A 17763-nucleotide genomic window follows, 5' to 3' on the forward strand; every position below is an offset into this window, starting at 1 on the left:
GGTAGGGGGTCGTTGAATCGAACGGCAGGGGCTACGAGCGAGCGACCGCGAGCGGTCGAGCATCCTCAAACAGGAACTCGTATAGGAACCGATTGGCCCATTCGGAGCCAAAGTAGCTGCTGAATAGACCGTGGGCCGGATCCCGCTCGGCGCTGTATTGGTCGTAGCCCTTTTGGGCTTTGACGATCCGCTGAATATCTGACGGATCGGTGAGGGGCTCGGCCCGTTCGAGCATCTGCCAGTAAAACTCTAAATAGTCTTTAAACGCGTCGAAGACCTGCGTCGCAACGGTATCGGCGTCAGTTTTGGCAAATAACAAATACTTCGAGAAGTATTGGTTGGCATCGTAAAACTTCATTTCGAGATCTTGCGCGAGATCGCTGTACTTCTCTTTCAGCGATCGCAGCGGCTCGATGTATCGATGCAGATAGGCTTTGTCTCGAAACAGGGGCTGGCAGTCTAGAACCACCAGGATTTTGCTTTTGCCGAAGGATAAAAAGTCTACCCCCAGCAGCGGAATATCGTACTGATGATTGGGGTAGATGACGCTATTGAAGACCTGAGCGGCTGCCCCTGCATCGATGTAGGTATAGCGAATCTTGCGCAGTTGCGGGCATTCGTAACACCAGCTTTGGATGGTGGCAGTATGTTTGCCGCGATCGCTAATATTGCCCTCTAGTCCGGCAGGGATGGGTCGGCTGCGCAGATCGAACTGCTGGAAGATCGACTCTTCTAGGTGCTTTAAGAAAGGCTTATACATACCAGGCAATCTGTATCGCGATAGTTCCCAAGATAGGGGACGCCCTCGATCGCAACTGAGGGGCTAACTGACAAAGCAACAAACTGTAACGAATGTCAGAAGCTCTCTATTGTGCCTCGGCAAGTTGAGTGGAGTAGCGGTTCGGGATGGAGATCGCCTCAAGGGAGAATGACTGGGATGGGCTGCTGGCGATCGGCAATCATGCGCTCCAACATCTTGCGAGAGACACAGCGCCGCTCCGAACAATAGGCCATCATGTTGACGCCATTCATCATGCGCACGGTGCTGACCCGTACCCGAAAATCATCGGTGATAAACCAAGCGCGCTCTTGTCCTTGGTGGTTGTCATAATCGGTCGTAATGGTCAGCAGGCCATCATCCGCAAACTGATAGCGACCCACCACCGGTATGCCTTCCACATAACCCACATCCCTTAAAATTCGGCCCGAGCGCAAATCTTCCCCATTGGGCACCGAGACCAAAACTGCAGCATTGTCGGGATCGAGCTCTCGCGGGTCCAGATTGACTTTCCAGCTAAACGCCGCACCGCCTGTGGCTAGTGCCGGATCGACATTCTGTTGCTTGCAAATGGCGATCGCCCTCTCATCCTCAGGGGCGATCGCCCTTACCGTAATGTTCGATTCTCCCGATTCGTCTTCTGTCGAATCGAAGTGGTGAACGCTGCGTTGGATATACCAGGTGCCTTCGCTCTTGCGAAAGAACTCAGTCATGGTTGTGGGGGGGTGGAAGGTCACAGACGTAATCCTCAAATGTGCGAACGTTCGCTGGATCGAGCTGGGAGGCGATCGGTTAGGGCTTTGTTTTGGCCTGCCAGAAACCTTAGAATGACCGCATTCGAGTCTATCTATAAGTTAGCTACCTTAACAATGACGAGTTTTACCGTAAGGGATAGCCTGCGCTCCGCCGCTGAAGTGGCGGCCTCAGCTCATCGGGGTGAGAGTTTGGCAGAGGCTCACTTATCAGGCATCGATTTGAGCGGGGTCGATCTCTATCGAGGCAATCTGAGGGGGGCCAATCTGAGTCGAGCCAATTTGGAGCAGACCGGACTGACCAATGCCAATCTGAGTGGGGCCAAGTTGCTGGGCAGCAATCTCAAAGGGGTCGATTTGCGCGGAGCCAATTTAGCTGGGGCCGATTTTACCGGAGCCAACCTAGAAGGGGCATATTTAAATCGAGCCAATATTTGCGGGGCCAATTTCAGCGAGGCCAACTTGAGTGAAGCCAAGTTGGTGGCGGCCTTATACGACGATCGCACCATTTGGTTGGAGGGGTTTCGGTACCCAACTTCTGGCGCTGTGGGACCGGGGGCAGTGCTCAACGGCGCTTATCTCAACACAGCCAACTTGAGGGGGGCCAACCTGCGCGGCATTCGGTTGTTGGGAGCCTATTTGAGCGGGGCCGATCTAACCGGAGCAGATTTGACGGACGCCTCGATGAGTGGAGCGAATTTGCAGCGGGCCTTTTTGACGGGGGCCTGTCTGAGAAATGCACGCCTGTGCAATGCCGAACTGCAGTTGGTGGATTTTCGCGGGGCGGATCTGACTGGGGCGGATTTCTCGGATGTGGTGAGCTTGGCGGGGGCAGATTTCACCCTCGCGGTTGGGCTGGACGAGGCAACGCGGGCAGAGATCCTGGGGCGCAAGCCAACTGAGATTACTACCTGGAATTCATATACGCGATCGAACACCAAAGCTAGCCTGCAGGAGAATAGGCCCGAGGAATAGTTTAGTTGAGAGGCGATCGGCGGAGAAACATTGGCCTTGCCTTGAGAGGCACATACGCCGTCGATGCGAAAAGCGGTCTCTTTGACTTCAATCGCGTCAAATTTGTCGGGGACCCGCAGATTAATAACATACCGATTGGACCACTCAATGCTTGAAAAATTCTTCGGCCGAGCGGTGCTCTATTTGAACTTAAGTTCCGAAGCGATCGCCTTCACGCATCGCATTCATCCAACCACATATCTAGATCTGCCCCGCGCTTGAAATCCAATAGCACTTCTCCCAGTGCTTCCAGTTGATGCAGTGCCAATGCTTCTATGCGAGCTTGGCGCTGCGCAGAAATCTCCCCGAATCGCCGCGCGAGCTGGCGCAAGATCAGCGCTCGTTCTCCCTGTTCGAGCCCCTGTTCGAGCCCCTGTTCGAGCCCCTGTTCGAGCCCTTCCTGATGTGCTATGCGCTCCATCGTGCTGAGGTAAGGCATGCGACCCTCCCGCTCCCATTGCGCCAACTCTGTCCGAAATTCTAGCTCCAATTCTTCTGGTAACTGCATCACCCAATCGATAAACCGATACAGGTTCACGACTTCTTGACGCTCGTAACCTCGCTCGTACAACCGCCGCGTCAACCTCAATTTCGAGCTTTTGCGCTCGACTGGCCGATCCCGCGTTGCCTGTGCCTTCAGATGCACCATCACCACCGTAGCAAACACGTTCTGACTGGCTTCCAGTTCCTCCCAGCGTTGCCTGTACTCTAACAGCTTCACCGTTGGAAACCGAAAGCTCACCTCGCAGCCCCACAGACCAGTCTCAAATTGATTGGGTCGCCAACTGGCCCGCTCGTCACTCAAGATGGCCAGACTGACGATGGGAACATTGAATTTGTCCCGCAAGCGATAGTAGTAGGTAAACATGCGCGCTTCAAAAACCGTCTCTGGCTGACCTTGCACTTCAACATGAATGATGACCCAGGCTTCGCTGCCATCGTTGCACCAGACTTTGACGAGCTTATCTGCCCAGCGCTTGCCCACTTCTGCGTCGCGGGTGATTTGTTGGAGTTCGGTATTTAGAAATTCGTAACCTCGGCTCCAATCAATCTCGGCGTGGATCTCCGGAAAGAAAAAGGCCAAGCACTCAGCAAAATGAGCCTCGAGAATATCCTTCCAGGGGTTATCAAAATCTTGGCGGGTTGAATTCATGTCGCAGAGGATGAGGATTGGAGCGCAAGCAGGTCATCGGCTTAGATCGCAAGCTCGCAAAGCTTACAGCGAATCTGAGCGGTTCGGCGTCGCCGTATCCACGTTCTACCGGAGAACTACACCGATGCTTCGAGTGTTGCACCCACAACTCTACGATCTTCATCTTTGGCCAGTTTTTGCAAAGCTGCTTTCGCTGCGGGACCTGCAAATAGGGTAAGCGATCGCGCCACTTGGGCTCGCAACCGCCAAGCGGGATTGCTCGTGTGGTTCAGTAATGCCTGCAGGGCTTCGGTCTCTCGGGAGGTTCCCACCAACTTACTCAAACAGGTGGCAGAGGCTTCGCGAACCGTTGCATCTTCCCCTGCCAAACCGCAGACACAAACCTCGAACAACTCTTCGGGAGAATCCATTTCGGTCAGGGCTGCCAAAATACTGCGGCGGACTAGCCAGTGATCGTCTTGGAAAAAGATGCTGACTAAATGCGATCGCGAGATCGGACCGTAGAGCGACAGGGAGTTCGAGGCTTCGGCTCGGACATTGGGGTCGGGGTCGAACTTGACCATTTCCAAAAGGGCGGCAAAGGCTTCGGTGGTTTGGTGAGTGCCCAAGCCCATCGCGATAAACGATCGCACCAAAAACTCGGGATCTTTGAGTTGGGCAACCAGCCGAGGTACGGCAACGTCGGTGTCGCACTGCCACAATGCTTTAACTGCGACAATCCGCTCCTGAAGGTCTTCGCTTTGAAGGGTAGCCTCAATTTGAGAAAGGTCCATCACCACGATTGCATAGCGTTGTTTTTACCTTACTTTACAAAACTAGGGGCTGAGAACCTGATTTGGGATGATGGGGGTAAATCCCCTTCTGAACGAATCAGGTTTGAGATATGTCAAATGGTGTAAAAGCAGCTCCCTCCGCCCGAGAGATCCAGGAAGTCATTGCAGAACTGGAGCAATATCGGGCTCGCATCTACGAAGACACGCTGGCGGTGGCGAAGAAGGCCAAGTTGCCTAAAAAAATGGTGATGCAGCAACTGGAGAACCATCCAGATGTGGTGAAGATCGATGCAGCAGTGACCCAATTAAAGACTCAGCTCTCCGCTTCCGATCGCTAACGCCTGGGGCAAATCAGTTCTTATGACCCGCCAACTGAGCGAAGCCGTCCGGCAACTCATCGCTAAAGCCCGAATTGTCAGCTTTGTCACTTGGCAATCTGCCTACCCGGCTGAAGCGATCGCCATTTTTCAGGCGGCAGACGACGAAGGTCGCTTTCTCAGCGATACCGATCTAGACCAAATTCAAGCATTCTCCGATGCGTTCTCGTCAGAGGCGATCGCCACAGCCCGGTTGCTGCGAGAGGGTGCTGCCGAGATTGTTGCCGAGGCAAGGGCTGAAGTCCTGATTGCTTTTCCGGGACTGACAGAGCCGGGGGGCGATTTGTATCCTCCGTTGCGAGCAGAGGCTTGTTGGCGGGATTTTTGGCATTTTTTGCGCTGCATTACCTACGGAATTGCCGGACAGCAAGTTCAATACACCAGTGCTGAAGGATTGCACCACATGCAATTGCTCTATCGAGAGCTGAATGTCCCTCTCGATGCGATGGTATTGGGGTTGGATACTCTTAAAGTAGCGAGCCTCGCTCGATTGGAGGGCGATCGCCCAGACAAGGTTGCCCCCTATTTCGATCGCCTGCGCGAGGCCCTAGATCGATTCCGCCCCTGCCCCGATGCCGCTTAGTTTGCAGTCGAGTCCGCATACCTGTCTTTTTTCACATACCTATACTTTCGATCGAAGGGATTTTGCTGTGAGTGAGTCCTTGACAGCCCGCATGTTGCTGTCCCACAACCACAATGTTTCGGAAGAGATCGTTCCAGCCCTCAGCCCTGCTGAGTTTGCAGCCATTTTTAGCGATCGCCTCAATGGCCGTCCTAGCTTGAGTACTCAGGCGATCGAGCATCCCCACTGGATCGTTGAAATCCGGTTTGACAATCGGAGTGTTTCCCCTGCCGAAGTGGGCGAACTTTGTGCCCGAGCTCTGTGTAGAACTCAAGCCTTAGCTGTGGCATCGCGCCCCATCGCCACGGCCTCTCCTTGCTTGCACGCCGCAAATGATCCCAAGCGCCGCTTATTTCTGCATCCATGTTGAAACCTGGAGTTTTCAGGTGTTGCACTCAGCCCCCTAAATCCCCCACCAGTGGGGGACTTGTGAGAGGCTATTGGCTTCGTTCTACAACTTTAATGACCGCGATTCGTGGTTCGTCTTCCCCGTCTCCAAACCCCAGCTAGCACTGTCGTCAAGTCCATCAGAATGGGAGATTTAGAGGGCGAATGCAGCTACACTTCCATTAAACTTTATTAACCCTTCCCTCAGAATTCATCACTTATAGACCACCTCTGCACGTTTCCAAGCGGCGCTTCAATGAAAGATTATTGGCGAATTTAGTATCGGGAACGAGCAATTGCGACCCTATCGATCGCCAGCTTTGCGATGGCAAAAGCCTTAACCAGCCTACTTCTCAGAACTGTCAGCCCAGCTTCAGAGCTGCCTCGACGACAACCGCTAAAGTTTACAAATCTTGACCGCTGTCCGAGCAGAGCTATATGAGAATTGGAGTTGAATAAGGCGGGGATTCTTAACATTCCTTCACCCCGGTAAAGTTTGCATTCCGGTTCTGTTGGCTTGTTAAGGGGTTATGTTTTCATAACTCACCCTCGAGTAACGTAGGTTGTTAAATTTAGGCAGCGTTGTTAAATTTAGGCAGCTTATAAAAGCGTTTATGTATAACGTTCCGTTGTTACTTGGAGAGTAATGAATGGTTTTTGGACCAGCCTCACGATTGGGCGTGAGCTTTTTTGAAGAAACCGATCCGTACGAAGTATGGCCCGGAATTCCCGACCAAGATAAAGAAGCGATTATCCGTGCGGCCTACCGTCAGATTTATGGCAATGCGTACGTGATGGATAGCGAGCGAGCCATTGTGGCTGAGTCTCAATTCAAGTTGGGCATGTTTAGCGTGCGCGAATTCGTTCGCCAGCTCGGTAAATCTGATTATTACCTATCTCACTTTTTCGATTGCCCTCGCTACCGTGCCTTCGAGCTTTGCTTCAGGCACTTCTTGGGTCGCGCTCCCAATAACTACGATGAGATGAAGGTTTGCAGTGCTGTGCTCGACTCGGGCGGCAGCTACCAAGATTTAATCGATTACTTTGTCGATAGTGACGAATATCAAGAGGTTTTCGGTGAAGACACCGTGCCGTACGTTCGCGGTTACAAAACCGAAGCCTGTCAGAATATGATTGGCTTTACCCATACCTTCGAGTTGGTTCGCGGTGCTTCCAGCAGCGACCTCAAAGGTAGTTTGGCTGGCAAGCGACCCGTACTCAACGATTGGGTGATCAACGGAACCGCAACACCGGTCACCACCACCACCACGTTCCAGACCCCTGCTCTAGCAGCCCGCACCCGCCACGGCATAGACGCTAGCTCCGGCGGCAAGACTTATCGCATTGAGGTGACTGGCTATCGCGCCAACACCGTCAATCGCGTCTCCAAGTTCCGTCGTTCGAACAAGGTTTACCTCGTTCCCTTCGATAAGCTTTCGGAAGAATACCAACGCATTCACGCCCAAGGGGGCACGATCGTTAGTATTACTGCGGTTTAAATCTCTCACACAAGCCAACCTCCATCTGAAGGTTGGCTCATTCGTATCCTGCATCTATCCCTCAATCTTGCAAAGGCGATCGCGTCAGTAGGCGTTATTGTTGCAGATTCTTTTGAGTGACCAATCTAAAACTATTTCCCTCAGTCTTAGCTGAAGACTTGCCAGTTTGTACTGCTGGCCTCGCTATTTACAGTTCGAAATTCTTTGATATTAGGAGACACGATCCATGCCTAGCGCAGCGTTTAAATCGGTGGACCCGACCCCAGTGGAACTATGGGACGGTGCCTCTAGCGAAGAGAAAGCAGTGGTGATTAATGCAATTTACAAGCAGGTTCTCGGCAATCCCCATTTAATGGAGAGCGAGCGCTTGGTTGAAGCCGAGTCGAAGTTTAAGGATGGCAGCTACAGCGTGCGCGATTTTGTGCGCGCTGTGGCCAAGTCCAGCCAATATCGCAGCCGCTTCTTCGAGACCTCTGCTCCCTATCGCTTTGTGGAACTCAATTTTAAGCATCTGTTGGGTCGCGCCCCCCTGGATCGGGCGGAATTATCCGAACACATTCAGTGCTGTGTCAATGAAGGATACGACGCTGAAATCGATTCCTATATTGACAGCGACGAATACCAACAGAACTTCGGCGAAAATACTGTCCCCTACTATTGCTGGGCTATGACGAGCCAGGTGGGCCAAAAACAAGCCACCTACAACCGCCTGTCCGAGCTCTATCAAGGGGTTGCCGGATCCGATAAGGCGGTCAAGAGCGCCAAACTGGTGGCGGCGATCGCTGGCAACAGTGCGACCAAAATCACCGGCCCTTCTAACGGCGGTCGTCTATCCCCCTACTCTGCTGCAACTGACAAGACTTTCAAAATTGTGGTCTCGACTGATAGCGGCAGCCGTCGCCGCCGCTGCAATGAAGAATATCTGGTTTCGGGAGCCAAGATGACTCCGCAAATTCAGCGGATTTGCCGTTCGAAGGGGCGCATCCTCAGCATTACTGAGGTGTCATAAGTCTACTGAGTTTTTGGAGGAGAAAATTTCAAACTTCCTCTTCCAGCGCCACCCTCGTTTTCTGTGTGGGATGTTAACGCCTTGACGGACAGCCTATTGGAAGCTTTGCATTCGCAATTTGCCTTAAAACTCGATTGAATTCTCAACTCGATATTCGCATCTCAACTCGATATTCGCATCTCAACTCGATATTCACTACCCAGAGGACTCTCAAATGGCTAATCTAGTCCAGGTATCCGAGCCTGTCGAGCTGTACCCCAATGCTTCGGAAGAAGATTTGCAAATAGCGATCCGCGCTGTCTACCGCCAGGTTTTGGGTAATCCCCACGTACTGGAGAGCGATCGCCTTACCAGCGCAGAATCGCTACTGCGCAATGGCGAAATCACCGTGCGGGGGTTTGTGGGGCAGGTGGCAAAATCTGCTTTGTATCGCTCTCTCGCGTTTGAATCCGTCCCCCAGTACCGCTTTATCGAGCTGAATTGCAAGCATCTCTTGGGTCGTCCCCCCGCCGATCGAGCAGAGATCTCCGAGCACGTGCAGCGCTATAGCGAGCAAGGCTACGAGGCCGAAATTGACTCGTATCTCGATAGCGACGAGTACATCAGCAATTTTGGCGAAAATATCGTGCCCTACTGCTGCAGCAATGTCTCTCGAGCTGGGGTTGCGAATGTCAGTTTCAGTCGCGGGTTTGCGATCGAGCGCGGCTATGCCAGCAGCGATCGCGGCAAGTCTGCCCAGCTCGTATACGCTTTGGGTAGCAATAGTGCTGTGGCAATCAAACCACCGTCGGCAGGACGAGGCGGAGCCTACGACAACACCGGCAAGCGCTTTCGCATTTCAGTCTCCAAAGCTGGAGCTGGCCCTCGTTTCAAGCGCAGCAACATGAGTTGTGAAGTTGCGTTCGACCAATTGACCCAGCGCATTCAAAGCATTCATCGCTCTGGTGGCAAGATTGTCCGCGTCGCGGAAGTCGATTAGATCGCGAGATCGCAGTCTCTAGTCGGAGTTTGGAGGTTCAGTTGAGAGTATAGGGCGAGGTTACTTTTCCCCTCGAACTGGACCTCATCTCTGAAAACGATTCATCTAGAATGGAGGTGGTTGATGAATGTCAGATCGATTCATTCAACGAGTGGAGTTTCATCTCAAACTATTGAGACTGGCAGGATACTGTAATGTCCCGATCCAGCCTTTCCCAGGTTAGCTAGATCGATGGATATTCACCAATTTGTACAGTTATCTTTGGGACAGTGGCGATCGCAGCGGAGCGCCCACCACTTGATATTTCAGCATTTTGAAGAGGTGCGATCTGTTATCGATATCGAGCCCGTCTCTGCGACTGCTCCCGAAGTGATTGCTTTATGTCAAAGCTACAAAATCGATACCAAAACAATCGCTCAACCTTTTCGCATGAGTTGGGAAGGAGAATCTGATTGGGATGAAGATGAAGAGTTAAGCGGAAGTACGGTGTTGGTGCCCGTTCCCGATCCCGATAATCCCAAGCAGGGAAAACTTTTACGCGATCGCGGGTATGCTGAAACAGTTCCGGCAGCGGCCCTATTTTCCATTTCGGAGGACGGTACCTTTACGCTTGTGAGTCAGTACGATCGTGCCTCTGCAGAAGAACGAATTTGGTTCGCCACCCCCCAGTTAAGATTTCGAGTTGCCAGTATTAAAACCAGTGATGGAACGGGTGTATTGACTGCCTCTTTTTCTTCAGAAATTCGTCGCCAACCCCAACCATCAGAAGAGAAAATAGAAAACTCTACAGCCAGCTCGACATCTGTTTAATGTCATTGAATCTAGCCGAACGTTCCATCATGGTTTTGCTACCCTCTAACCCAAATACTGCCACTGACACCAAACTTCTGCCTACATTAGCGCATTGGATGGCAGGGGATTTTAGCAATCAAAAACAAGTCTTCGCCGAGCCGACTAAGTTTGCCCATATTCGTATTTTCTTTCGTCCGCTGCCCTACGATTTTTTCCATGGTATTGGTTTCTACTCCGAGCAAGCCTACAACCACGATTTGTGGACTCCATACCGCCAAGGGATGCACCGCTTGGTCGATCGCGGCGATTTTGTTTATATCGAGAATTACGGTTTCAAAGATCCGGTTGTATTTGCCGGGGCCAGCCGCGATCGCTCGATTTTAGACAGCATTACGCGGGACGATATCGAGCGGCGGCACGGATGTTCGATGGTGTTCGAGCGCCAGGACGATCGCTTGATCGGCAAGGTGGAGCCCGGATGCCGGTGTTTGATTCATCGCAATGGGGCGCAAACTTATTTGGTCAGCGAGGTGGAGTTGACCGAGACGACGTGGGTGAGCCGCGATCGGGGGTTAGATGTGGAGACCCACGAACAGGTGTGGGGCTCGGCAGAGGGTCTGTTGCGGTTTGAGAAAAGAGCGAGTTTCTCGACAGAAATTCCGGTAGATGCCTTTTAAGCTAGAACGTCATTCCATGCATGTAACAACAGGACTGAAGGAGATCGTGCTACCGCCACAGGCTTCTAAAAAAATGCAGGTGTGGATTCGCAGCCGTCACTTGGTTTGCGAAGGTAGTTTTTTTGTGTTTGAAACGGTGGAGACCTCTACGATCGATCGCTTTTCTGAGTGTGTCAAATGTTTGGGCGGTACTGTGATTGGCGTCAATCCCATCAGAAAGGTTTGGATTGGGACCCATCGCAAGGTCGTATTGTACCGAGTCAAAGCCAGCCTCCATACCCCCCACCACGATCTCAAACAATATTGGATTAAATACGGTGGCTTTCGTACCCGCTTTGACGAACGCACTTAATAGAAATTGTCTTTCACCATCACTTTCTTATGTCTCAGCCCAATGCTTCAGTCGCCGCAGATCCCGTACTGGCTGCCCAGCACAGAACGGATGCCCAATTGGCCGAGCTGCGCCAAAAACTAGTCGAGGGCAGCTTGAATCCTGAAGCTGACGCACAATTACTGGCCGATTTAGTAGAAAATTTCTCAGACCCTCGGGGCCTAACCCGCATGGCGATCGCCGAAGCTCTGGCGGAGGTGGGCAAACCCGCTTCTCCCTATTTGATTGGCGCTTTAGCCCAGCACCCCAACCCTGTCATCCGTAGAGCCTGTGCTAAAACCCTCACTTTAATTGCAGATAGAACTGCGATCCCCACTTTGATCGATGCGCTGCTCAACGATCCAGACACCGTCGTCCATGGCTCGGCAGTGGGGGCACTGGCTCGCTTGGGGGAAGACGCGGTTCCCGAGCTGATCGCCATTTTGGCGACCCCCGCAACGCCCGAAACCACCAAAGGACATTTGGCTTGGGCCTTGGCCTTTATTGGTGCGGAAGCCTCGGAGCCCATCTATCGGGAGATCGGCTCGGACTCTGCCGCAGTGCGGGCAGCGGTGGTCGGTGCTGTCGCCAGCATTGCAGAAAGTCAACCGGAAGACCGTGCCTTCAGACTGTTGCTCGATGCCTTGAACGATCCCGCTCAAAATGTCCGTAGCGAGGCCGCAGCGGCTTTGAGCAAAATCGAGCACAAACCGGCCATCCCCGCTCTGCTAGAGATGTTGGATCGCCCCGAGGGGGAAAGTCGCAAAGCCGCCGCACTGGCCTTGATGAAACTCAGCGGGAAAGAGGCGATCGCCCCCCTCTCTGCTGCCCTCGAACGAGAATCTGACGACGCTGTGCAAAAGGCAATCAAACTGGCCATTATGCAAATTGAGCGCAGGTTGGAGACGGAAGAGGAAGGCTGGTAATGCCAACCGATGCGAGCCGCCTCGATTGGCACGGCACCTAACGTCCGAGCATCATTTCCAGACGAGACACGGCACTCGTTGCCGTCTCGCGAACGTAGCTATCGACAGACTCGTCATGGGCGACCTCGTTCAACACATCAATCAGACCCTCGTCCTGAATGGAACTGAGGGCATTGACAATCGCGATCGCCGCCGCCGGGTTGTCGGTGGCTGTGAGGCCGTCTAGCAAAATATTCTTAGCCGCTGCTCCAACGGCTCCAAGCGCCATTGCCGCCGTAATGTGAACGACAGGATCGGCATCGCTGAGGGCAGCTTTTAACGCTTCGCTACCCACTGCAGGAAAGGGCTTGTCGGGGTGGTTGACTGCCACTTGAGCCATTGCCTTCGTGCAGCTAGCCTTGACTGTCGTGTCGTCACTCGCATGCAACTTTTTGACCAAGGAAGGAACCGAGTCCGGTCCAATGACCCCTAAGGTTTTGACGACCGCCCGACGAAAATCAGTGTTGGCTTCCCCTAAAAATCCAATCAGGGTAGGAATCGTGTTTTCATCGCGAATATCGACAATTTCAGCGATCGCCCGACTGCGCATATTGGGGTTGGGGTGCTTCAATTTTTGCAATGATGCCTCTAAAGACATAGTTTCCCTCTCGACAATTCAAATCTCTGCTAAGCAATCACTCAGTCCTTTCAGGAGACTGGAACGGAGTTCGCAGCCTGGGTGGCCCGCGCTCGGATTAGTCGGTCTGGGTCGTCAGCCAAAACTTCACGTGCAGTTGAGTCTCCAAATGCTTCTAGGGCCAAGATCGAGGCATATTTCAGAGCCCAGATCTTTGTGGCCGAGCTTGCCCTTAAAGCGGGAATCGCTTTTCTCTCTCCCAATTCGGCAAGAGCCAGCGCAGCTGCAGATCGTGACTTTTGAAACTGAGGCGAAGTATTATTCAGCGCCTCAATGAATAAATCGTATGCAGGAGCATATCTCAGCCATCCTAGCGATTTGATGACATGGTAGTGAGCGCCATAGTCTTGACGTGCTTCTGTTTCATAAGTCGCGAATAAAGCCTTGGGCGCTGCTTCAGGATATTGCTCCACCAATGTTTGAGTGGCAAGATAGCAGCGACCGAAATCAGTGCTGTATAGATCTTTGATTAAAACATCTAGGGGGGGTAGAGCATCGTATTGGTGAACCCGATTCAAGTCACTGGGGCGATCCATCAAGACCCGATCCAAGCTGGCATACAGATCTCGATCGATTAGCTTTCCATCGGACAAATCAGACCCAGCCATTAAGCGAATGGCCCGCAGCCGGAAAACAATTGACACGGGACAAGCAGCAATTTTAGGAATGGCTCGATAATAATCAGCATCAATCAAATCTTGAATACTGCTGCGGCGGGCATTTACACTGGGATGCTGCAATAAGTCAATCACTTTGCCAATTTGAGAATCGTCTCCCGATAATTTACAAACAGCAGAAATCGCAGCACTATACAGGGGTTCGCTATCGGCGTCTAAAAAGTTTCGAATGCGATCGAGGGCGGGCTTGTATCCCAGCTTGGATAAAACTTGGATGAGGGAGCGATAGCACTGTTCGGGTTTGTCGAGTAACTGTGCGATTTCTGCCAGAATTTCAGCATCGTCAGTGGTGATTTCAGCAATTGCCTTGGCCGCATTCTCCACCGTAAACCGATCGTCATCTTGCAAGCAAACCCGAATGAAAGGAAGGGCTTCCCGAACTTCTAGGCGGCCTAATGTTTCGATCGCCTTTCGCCGCGTGATGCGATTGTCTAATGATGGATGCGTATTTTCGACGGCGCGGATGAGTGCAGCAATAGAACGATCGGTTGGGAAATTCACAAGATGAGCAGCAGCTACATACCGCACATCATCCTCTTCTAGATCTTCAATCGGTTTATCGAGCAGAGCAATTGCCTCATCTTCACTCATATCGAAGAGCCGAAAAAAACGTTTATCCATAGCCTTCTATTCGAGCGGCAACTCAATTAACTCGTGACTCGTGCAAACAGCGAACTGGAGATTCCAGATAGATGGCTAACCAGAGGGTAAGACATCTCTCCAAGAATCCCCAGACAATTTGGACTCAAGTCCTACAGGATTGACGACCGAGCTCAGGCAAGAGAGTTGATCGCATAGTCGAGCAGAGCATTGTACTCAGTCAATGCTTGAACGGACATGTCGCGAGAGCTGCAGCCACGGTTGCGAGCAAAGGTCAAAGCAGCCACGTAAGGAGGGGTAGGAAGACCCAAGGAAGTATAAACTTCCTTCTGACCCGCAATGCCCCACTCATCTAGAGGACCGGTACCGCCGACAACCAAGCAGTACTGGATCAGGCGCATGTAGTGCTTGATGTCGCGAGCGCACTTCTCCTTAAAGGTAGGAGTAGAGTTGGCTTCGCCAGAGTCGTTCAAGTAGGGATACTTAGTAATGCAAGCATCGTAGGCTTCTTTTGCCACAGCGTCGAGATTATTCCCCAACTTCTCAGCCGCTTCCATACGAGCAGCTGCACGGGTCAAGCTACCTTGTACGGACTCGAGGTCGGAAGTGCTGGGAAAACGGCCCGCTGCGTCAGCAGCAGCAACCACAGTGGTCACAACAGATTTCATGTTTTTGTTAACTCCTAAATAGATTGTCAGACAACTGAGACTTAAGAGGTGTCTCGTTTAAACAAGGGCTAGAGGTGCAGGACTAGCTGATAGCGGAGATAACGCGATCGAAGTAGCCGCCCAATTCAGCAGTCAGCTCGTTGCAGAGACCTTGGTCGTCGCGGTTCTTCTTGAACTTAGCGCCAGCCTGAGCTTCGGTTTGGGTGCCATTAGCGTGGGCGCAAGAGCTAGCTTTCATGATTTGCACGGCGCGAGCGGTGGAGGTGGCGGGCACGCCCAAAGCTGCATAGGTCTCTTTGAGGCCGTTCAAGCAACGATCTTCCAGAACGGAAGCATCTCCAGCCAGCAGAGCATAGGTTACATAACGTAGAACAATTTCGCCGTCACGCAGGCAAGCAGCCATGCGACGGTTGGGATAGCAATTACCGCCCGCCTGGATCAAGCCAGTGTTTTCGCAAATCATGCCAGCGATCGCGTCAGAAACGATGCAGCTAGCGTTGCTAGCAACAGCATTTACTGCGTCTAGCCGCTTGTTGCCTTCAGCAACAAAGGCTTTCAGGCCAGACAGATCGGTTACGGGGGAAGTGCTGGCATCAGCCGCTACTACGGCTCTAGAAAAAGCGTCAAGCATTGAGCTCTCCTTAACTTAAAAGTAAATACTTTTATACATTGCTTGCCAGCCATTACCACAGTGGCGCTCGGCAAGCTGGGAATAAACATAGGAGATGGCAGGACATATCCCCCCCCTAAATGAGAGATAAAGAAACAATCCGTAATGTTTGCCGACGAGCAAGCATTACGGACGTTTCGTTGATGTCGTTTGAATTGCAAGAGGCGCGATCGGCAAAGGCTTCTCGGCCTAAGAGGCATCGAATTCAGTTGAGTTCTCGCGCTGCGTTCAACCCGATCGAATCAACCATTCTGCTGCTGCCACAGGTTGCCCTGGCCTATGAGCAGATTCTTAACAATGTTGTCTTTCACCATCATTTGGCGCATTACCTCCATCAGGTACTCCTGCGCCTGCTCGCGGCTGAGCCGTTGCACCTGTTCGGACAAAACTCGCAACTTGAACTGTTGTTCCATGCTCAGATCGGTAGATTCCATCGGTTAACTCCTTTGGCTGGTTAGTCGGTCGTGCAAGATAAGTGGATGCAAACGGCTAGCAACAAGGTGAGAAAAACGAGGAATTTATAAGTGCTCGGCTACAGACCTAATGGAATTAAGTCAAGCTACTCATAATTTAAGCATTAAAACTTAACATATGCAATAGGGAAACATTGCGGTTCATTATCAGTGGTTTATTTGAGGCTTGTTGTGTTAAAGGCTACAAAATTGAGATCGAAGGACGGATGGTTGCCGTATTGGCGAGTAAATCGAGTATTCCCCAACACGCGCAGTATCTTAAAATTGAATACTGGCGCAGTCGAAGGCAGGCGGATGGAGCTGATTGAATCATGAACGCAATGGAATTTTTTCAACTCAGTGCGGGGAAATGGCGCTCCAATCGCATTACCCACCATCTGGCATTCCGCCGGGCGGAAACGGGCGATCTGGAAGTGGAAGTCTCGACATTGCCAGCAGACGACCCGGATGTCTTAGAGCTATGCCAGTTGCATCAGTTCGACCCAGACACAGCACTGGGGGGCTGTCGGGTGTGCTGGGGCGGCAAGATGGCTTGGGATAAGGAAGGCGCCGAAGACCATCAAGGATCGACCGTGATGGTGCTGGTGGCAGAGGACGAAACAGGCCGGAAGGGGCGCTTGCTGAGAGAGCAGGGCTATGCCGAGAAAATGCCTGTGGCGGGTCACTTTCAGATGGACGACGAGGATGGGCTGGTGCTTACAACCGAGTACGAAACCATGAGCGCGGTAGAGCGGTTCTCGTTTGCCAGTGACGACTTGCGGCTGCGCACGAGTACTGTAAAGCGGTATGGCGGATTCAGTACAGCGTCTTTATGTGTAGAGACGCGCATTGTCGAGGAAGCGCGGCAAAGTCTCGGCTGAGGCGATCGTTACGATTTTTATGACGCTGTATTACAGATTGTTTCTGGCGATCGCCCTTCTGCCAGTTCAATTGATTTTATCTCCTACCCTGATGCATGGACAGTTGAGTCTTGCTAGGCTTCTGGCCTTACTTTTTTGAACGTGTATTTCCCCATTGCGGCACGCCCGACCGCAATATTTTAACAAAGCTTCAAGATACTCGGAGAACGACAATGACCATTCCTCTGTTGGATTACCCTCGGTCGAGCCAAAATCAACGTGTCAAAGGCTTCGAAGTGGGTAATGATGACCGAGCCGCCATCTACTCTGCTGAAAATTTGCTCTCTGCAACCGACATGGACGACCTGATTGCGGCAGCTTATCGTCGAGTCATCAACGAGCAACAAATGACCGCCAGCAGCCGCAATCCTTTCTTAGAGTCGCAGCTCAGATCGGGCCAAATTACCGTGCGAGAATTTATTCGCGGCTTGGCAACTTCAGATACCTTCCGTCGCCGCAACCTCGAAGCCAGTAACAACTACCGCTTCGTGCAAATGTGTATCCAGCGCCTGCTGGGCCGCGACACCTACGACGAGCGGGAGAAGTTTGCCTGGTCGATTGTGCTGGCCACCAAAGGACTGCAAGGTTTTATCGATGCATTGCTGAATACTGACGAATATCTGGAAAACTTCGGAGACGACATTGTCCCCTATCAGCGTCGGCGGGTGCTGCCTCAGCGAGACATGGGAGAGATTTCGTTCGAGCACATGCCTCGCTATGGCCGCGATCGCCTAGAAACCTTAACGGCTTTGGGCTGCAACTATGCGTTCGTCGGTAGCGCTCGCCCCGCAGCTTGGGATTGGGACAACCCGCCCATTCCAGTCATTTACATTAAGTTAGGTGAAGTCCTGGCTAAAGGTGGCGGCATTCTAGTGGGGCTAGGGCTTCTGGCAGTCTTTCTAGCCTATTACACCGGATTCCCTCTCTAAGCATAAATACCCAATTGGCCCACTTTCCTGAGAATATGGCGCGGGTTGATTTAAACTTTGTAT

At 52.2% G+C, this 17763-nt stretch carries 22 protein-coding genes; 13 read left to right on the forward strand and 9 right to left on the reverse strand.

Translation table 11 applies throughout. The annotated features are described in order from the left end of the window. Positions 1-31: 31 nt before the first annotated feature. Together SYN7336_RS12070 and SYN7336_RS12075 are read right to left on the reverse strand one after the other, a co-directional pair. Positions 32-760, reverse strand: a complete 729-nt coding sequence (locus SYN7336_RS12070) for a 15,16-dihydrobiliverdin:ferredoxin oxidoreductase (protein ID WP_017326202.1) — start codon at positions 758-760, stop codon at positions 32-34. Positions 761-918: 158 nt separating this feature from the next. Further along, complete coding sequence (locus tag SYN7336_RS12075; RefSeq protein ID WP_038026972.1) at positions 919-1491, reverse strand: phycobiliprotein lyase; 573 nt, start codon at positions 1489-1491, stop codon at positions 919-921. Positions 1492-1647: 156 nt separating this feature from the next. Here SYN7336_RS12075 and SYN7336_RS12080 point away from each other — a divergent pair, with 156 nt between their 5' ends. After that, the gene (locus SYN7336_RS12080; RefSeq protein ID WP_017326204.1) at positions 1648-2505 is read left to right on the forward strand and encodes a pentapeptide repeat-containing protein; all 858 of its coding nucleotides are present in this window, start codon (positions 1648-1650) and stop codon (positions 2503-2505) included. 211 nt (positions 2506-2716) lie between these two features. Here SYN7336_RS12080 and SYN7336_RS12085 read toward each other — a convergent pair whose 3' ends face one another. Together SYN7336_RS12085 and SYN7336_RS12090 are read right to left on the reverse strand one after the other, a co-directional pair. Beyond that, positions 2717-3697 (reverse strand): DUF4351 domain-containing protein, encoded by a 981-nt coding sequence (locus tag SYN7336_RS12085; RefSeq protein ID WP_017326205.1) that lies wholly within the window; start codon positions 3695-3697, stop codon positions 2717-2719. A 116-nt stretch (positions 3698-3813) separates the two neighbouring features. Continuing rightward, positions 3814-4470, reverse strand: a complete 657-nt coding sequence (locus SYN7336_RS12090) for a HEAT repeat domain-containing protein (protein ID WP_017326206.1) — start codon at positions 4468-4470, stop codon at positions 3814-3816. 110 nt (positions 4471-4580) lie between these two features. Between SYN7336_RS12090 and SYN7336_RS12095 the strand changes: the two genes are divergently transcribed. The 10 genes from SYN7336_RS12095 (at position 4581) to SYN7336_RS12140 (ending at position 12108) form a co-directional block, all read left to right on the forward strand. Then, positions 4581-4808 (forward strand): hypothetical protein, encoded by a 228-nt coding sequence (locus SYN7336_RS12095; RefSeq protein ID WP_017326207.1) that lies wholly within the window; start codon positions 4581-4583, stop codon positions 4806-4808. Positions 4809-4830: 22 nt separating this feature from the next. After that, entirely contained in the window at positions 4831-5430 is a 600-nt protein-coding gene (locus tag SYN7336_RS12100) for a hypothetical protein (protein WP_017326208.1), read from the forward strand. Positions 5431-5497: 67 nt separating this feature from the next. Continuing rightward, on the forward strand, positions 5498-5839 hold the full coding sequence (locus tag SYN7336_RS25615) for a DUF2656 family protein (RefSeq protein WP_017326209.1): 342 nt from the start codon (positions 5498-5500) through the stop codon (positions 5837-5839). Between the two features lie 667 nt (positions 5840-6506). Continuing rightward, the gene (locus SYN7336_RS12110) at positions 6507-7355 is read left to right on the forward strand and encodes a phycobilisome linker polypeptide (protein ID WP_017326210.1); all 849 of its coding nucleotides are present in this window, start codon (positions 6507-6509) and stop codon (positions 7353-7355) included. A 226-nt stretch (positions 7356-7581) separates the two neighbouring features. After that, complete coding sequence (locus tag SYN7336_RS12115; protein WP_017326211.1) at positions 7582-8364, forward strand: phycobilisome rod-core linker polypeptide; 783 nt, start codon at positions 7582-7584, stop codon at positions 8362-8364. Positions 8365-8578: 214 nt separating this feature from the next. Next, positions 8579-9343, forward strand: coding sequence for a phycobilisome rod-core linker polypeptide (locus SYN7336_RS12120; protein WP_017326212.1), 765 nt, complete (start codon positions 8579-8581; stop codon positions 9341-9343). A gap of 231 nt (positions 9344-9574) precedes the next feature. After that, positions 9575-10153 (forward strand): phycobiliprotein lyase, encoded by a 579-nt coding sequence (locus SYN7336_RS25620; protein ID WP_017326213.1) that lies wholly within the window; start codon positions 9575-9577, stop codon positions 10151-10153. Further along, entirely contained in the window at positions 10153-10812 is a 660-nt protein-coding gene (locus SYN7336_RS12130) for a chromophore lyase CpcT/CpeT (protein WP_017326214.1), read from the forward strand. Before SYN7336_RS25620 ends, SYN7336_RS12130 begins: the two co-directional genes overlap by 1 nt. A gap of 16 nt (positions 10813-10828) precedes the next feature. After that, positions 10829-11164 carry a hypothetical protein gene (locus SYN7336_RS12135; protein WP_038025923.1) on the forward strand — a complete coding sequence of 112 codons (336 nt, stop codon included), beginning with the start codon at positions 10829-10831 and terminating at the stop codon, positions 11162-11164. 29 nt (positions 11165-11193) lie between these two features. After that, entirely contained in the window at positions 11194-12108 is a 915-nt protein-coding gene (locus tag SYN7336_RS12140; protein ID WP_017326216.1) for a HEAT repeat domain-containing protein, read from the forward strand. A gap of 37 nt (positions 12109-12145) precedes the next feature. Here SYN7336_RS12140 and SYN7336_RS12145 read toward each other — a convergent pair whose 3' ends face one another. The 5 genes from SYN7336_RS12145 to SYN7336_RS25625 form a co-directional block, all read right to left on the reverse strand. Continuing rightward, positions 12146-12745 carry a HEAT repeat domain-containing protein gene (locus SYN7336_RS12145; RefSeq protein ID WP_017326217.1) on the reverse strand — a complete coding sequence of 200 codons (600 nt, stop codon included), beginning with the start codon at positions 12743-12745 and terminating at the stop codon, positions 12146-12148. Positions 12746-12795: 50 nt separating this feature from the next. Then, complete coding sequence (locus SYN7336_RS12150; protein WP_017326218.1) at positions 12796-14082, reverse strand: HEAT repeat domain-containing protein; 1287 nt, start codon at positions 14080-14082, stop codon at positions 12796-12798. Positions 14083-14234: 152 nt separating this feature from the next. Further along, entirely contained in the window at positions 14235-14729 is a 495-nt protein-coding gene (locus tag SYN7336_RS12155; protein ID WP_017326219.1) for a bleomycin hydrolase, read from the reverse strand. Positions 14730-14811: 82 nt separating this feature from the next. After that, entirely contained in the window at positions 14812-15360 is a 549-nt protein-coding gene (locus tag SYN7336_RS12160; protein ID WP_017326220.1) for a bleomycin hydrolase, read from the reverse strand. Positions 15361-15641: 281 nt separating this feature from the next. Beyond that, positions 15642-15833 (reverse strand): NblA/ycf18 family protein, encoded by a 192-nt coding sequence (locus SYN7336_RS25625; protein WP_017326221.1) that lies wholly within the window; start codon positions 15831-15833, stop codon positions 15642-15644. A 350-nt stretch (positions 15834-16183) separates the two neighbouring features. On the opposite strand from SYN7336_RS25625, the gene SYN7336_RS25630 reads away from it, so the two are divergent. Beyond that, positions 16184-16732 (forward strand): phycobiliprotein lyase, encoded by a 549-nt coding sequence (locus SYN7336_RS25630; RefSeq protein ID WP_051039808.1) that lies wholly within the window; start codon positions 16184-16186, stop codon positions 16730-16732. A 212-nt stretch (positions 16733-16944) separates the two neighbouring features. Then, positions 16945-17700, forward strand: a complete 756-nt coding sequence (locus SYN7336_RS12175; RefSeq protein WP_017326223.1) for a phycobilisome rod-core linker polypeptide — start codon at positions 16945-16947, stop codon at positions 17698-17700. The last annotated feature ends 63 nt before the right edge of the window (positions 17701-17763 follow it).

Source organism: Synechococcus sp. PCC 7336, from assembly GCF_000332275.1.
Classification (GTDB): Bacteria; Cyanobacteriota; Cyanobacteriia; order Thermostichales; family PCC-7336; genus PCC-7336.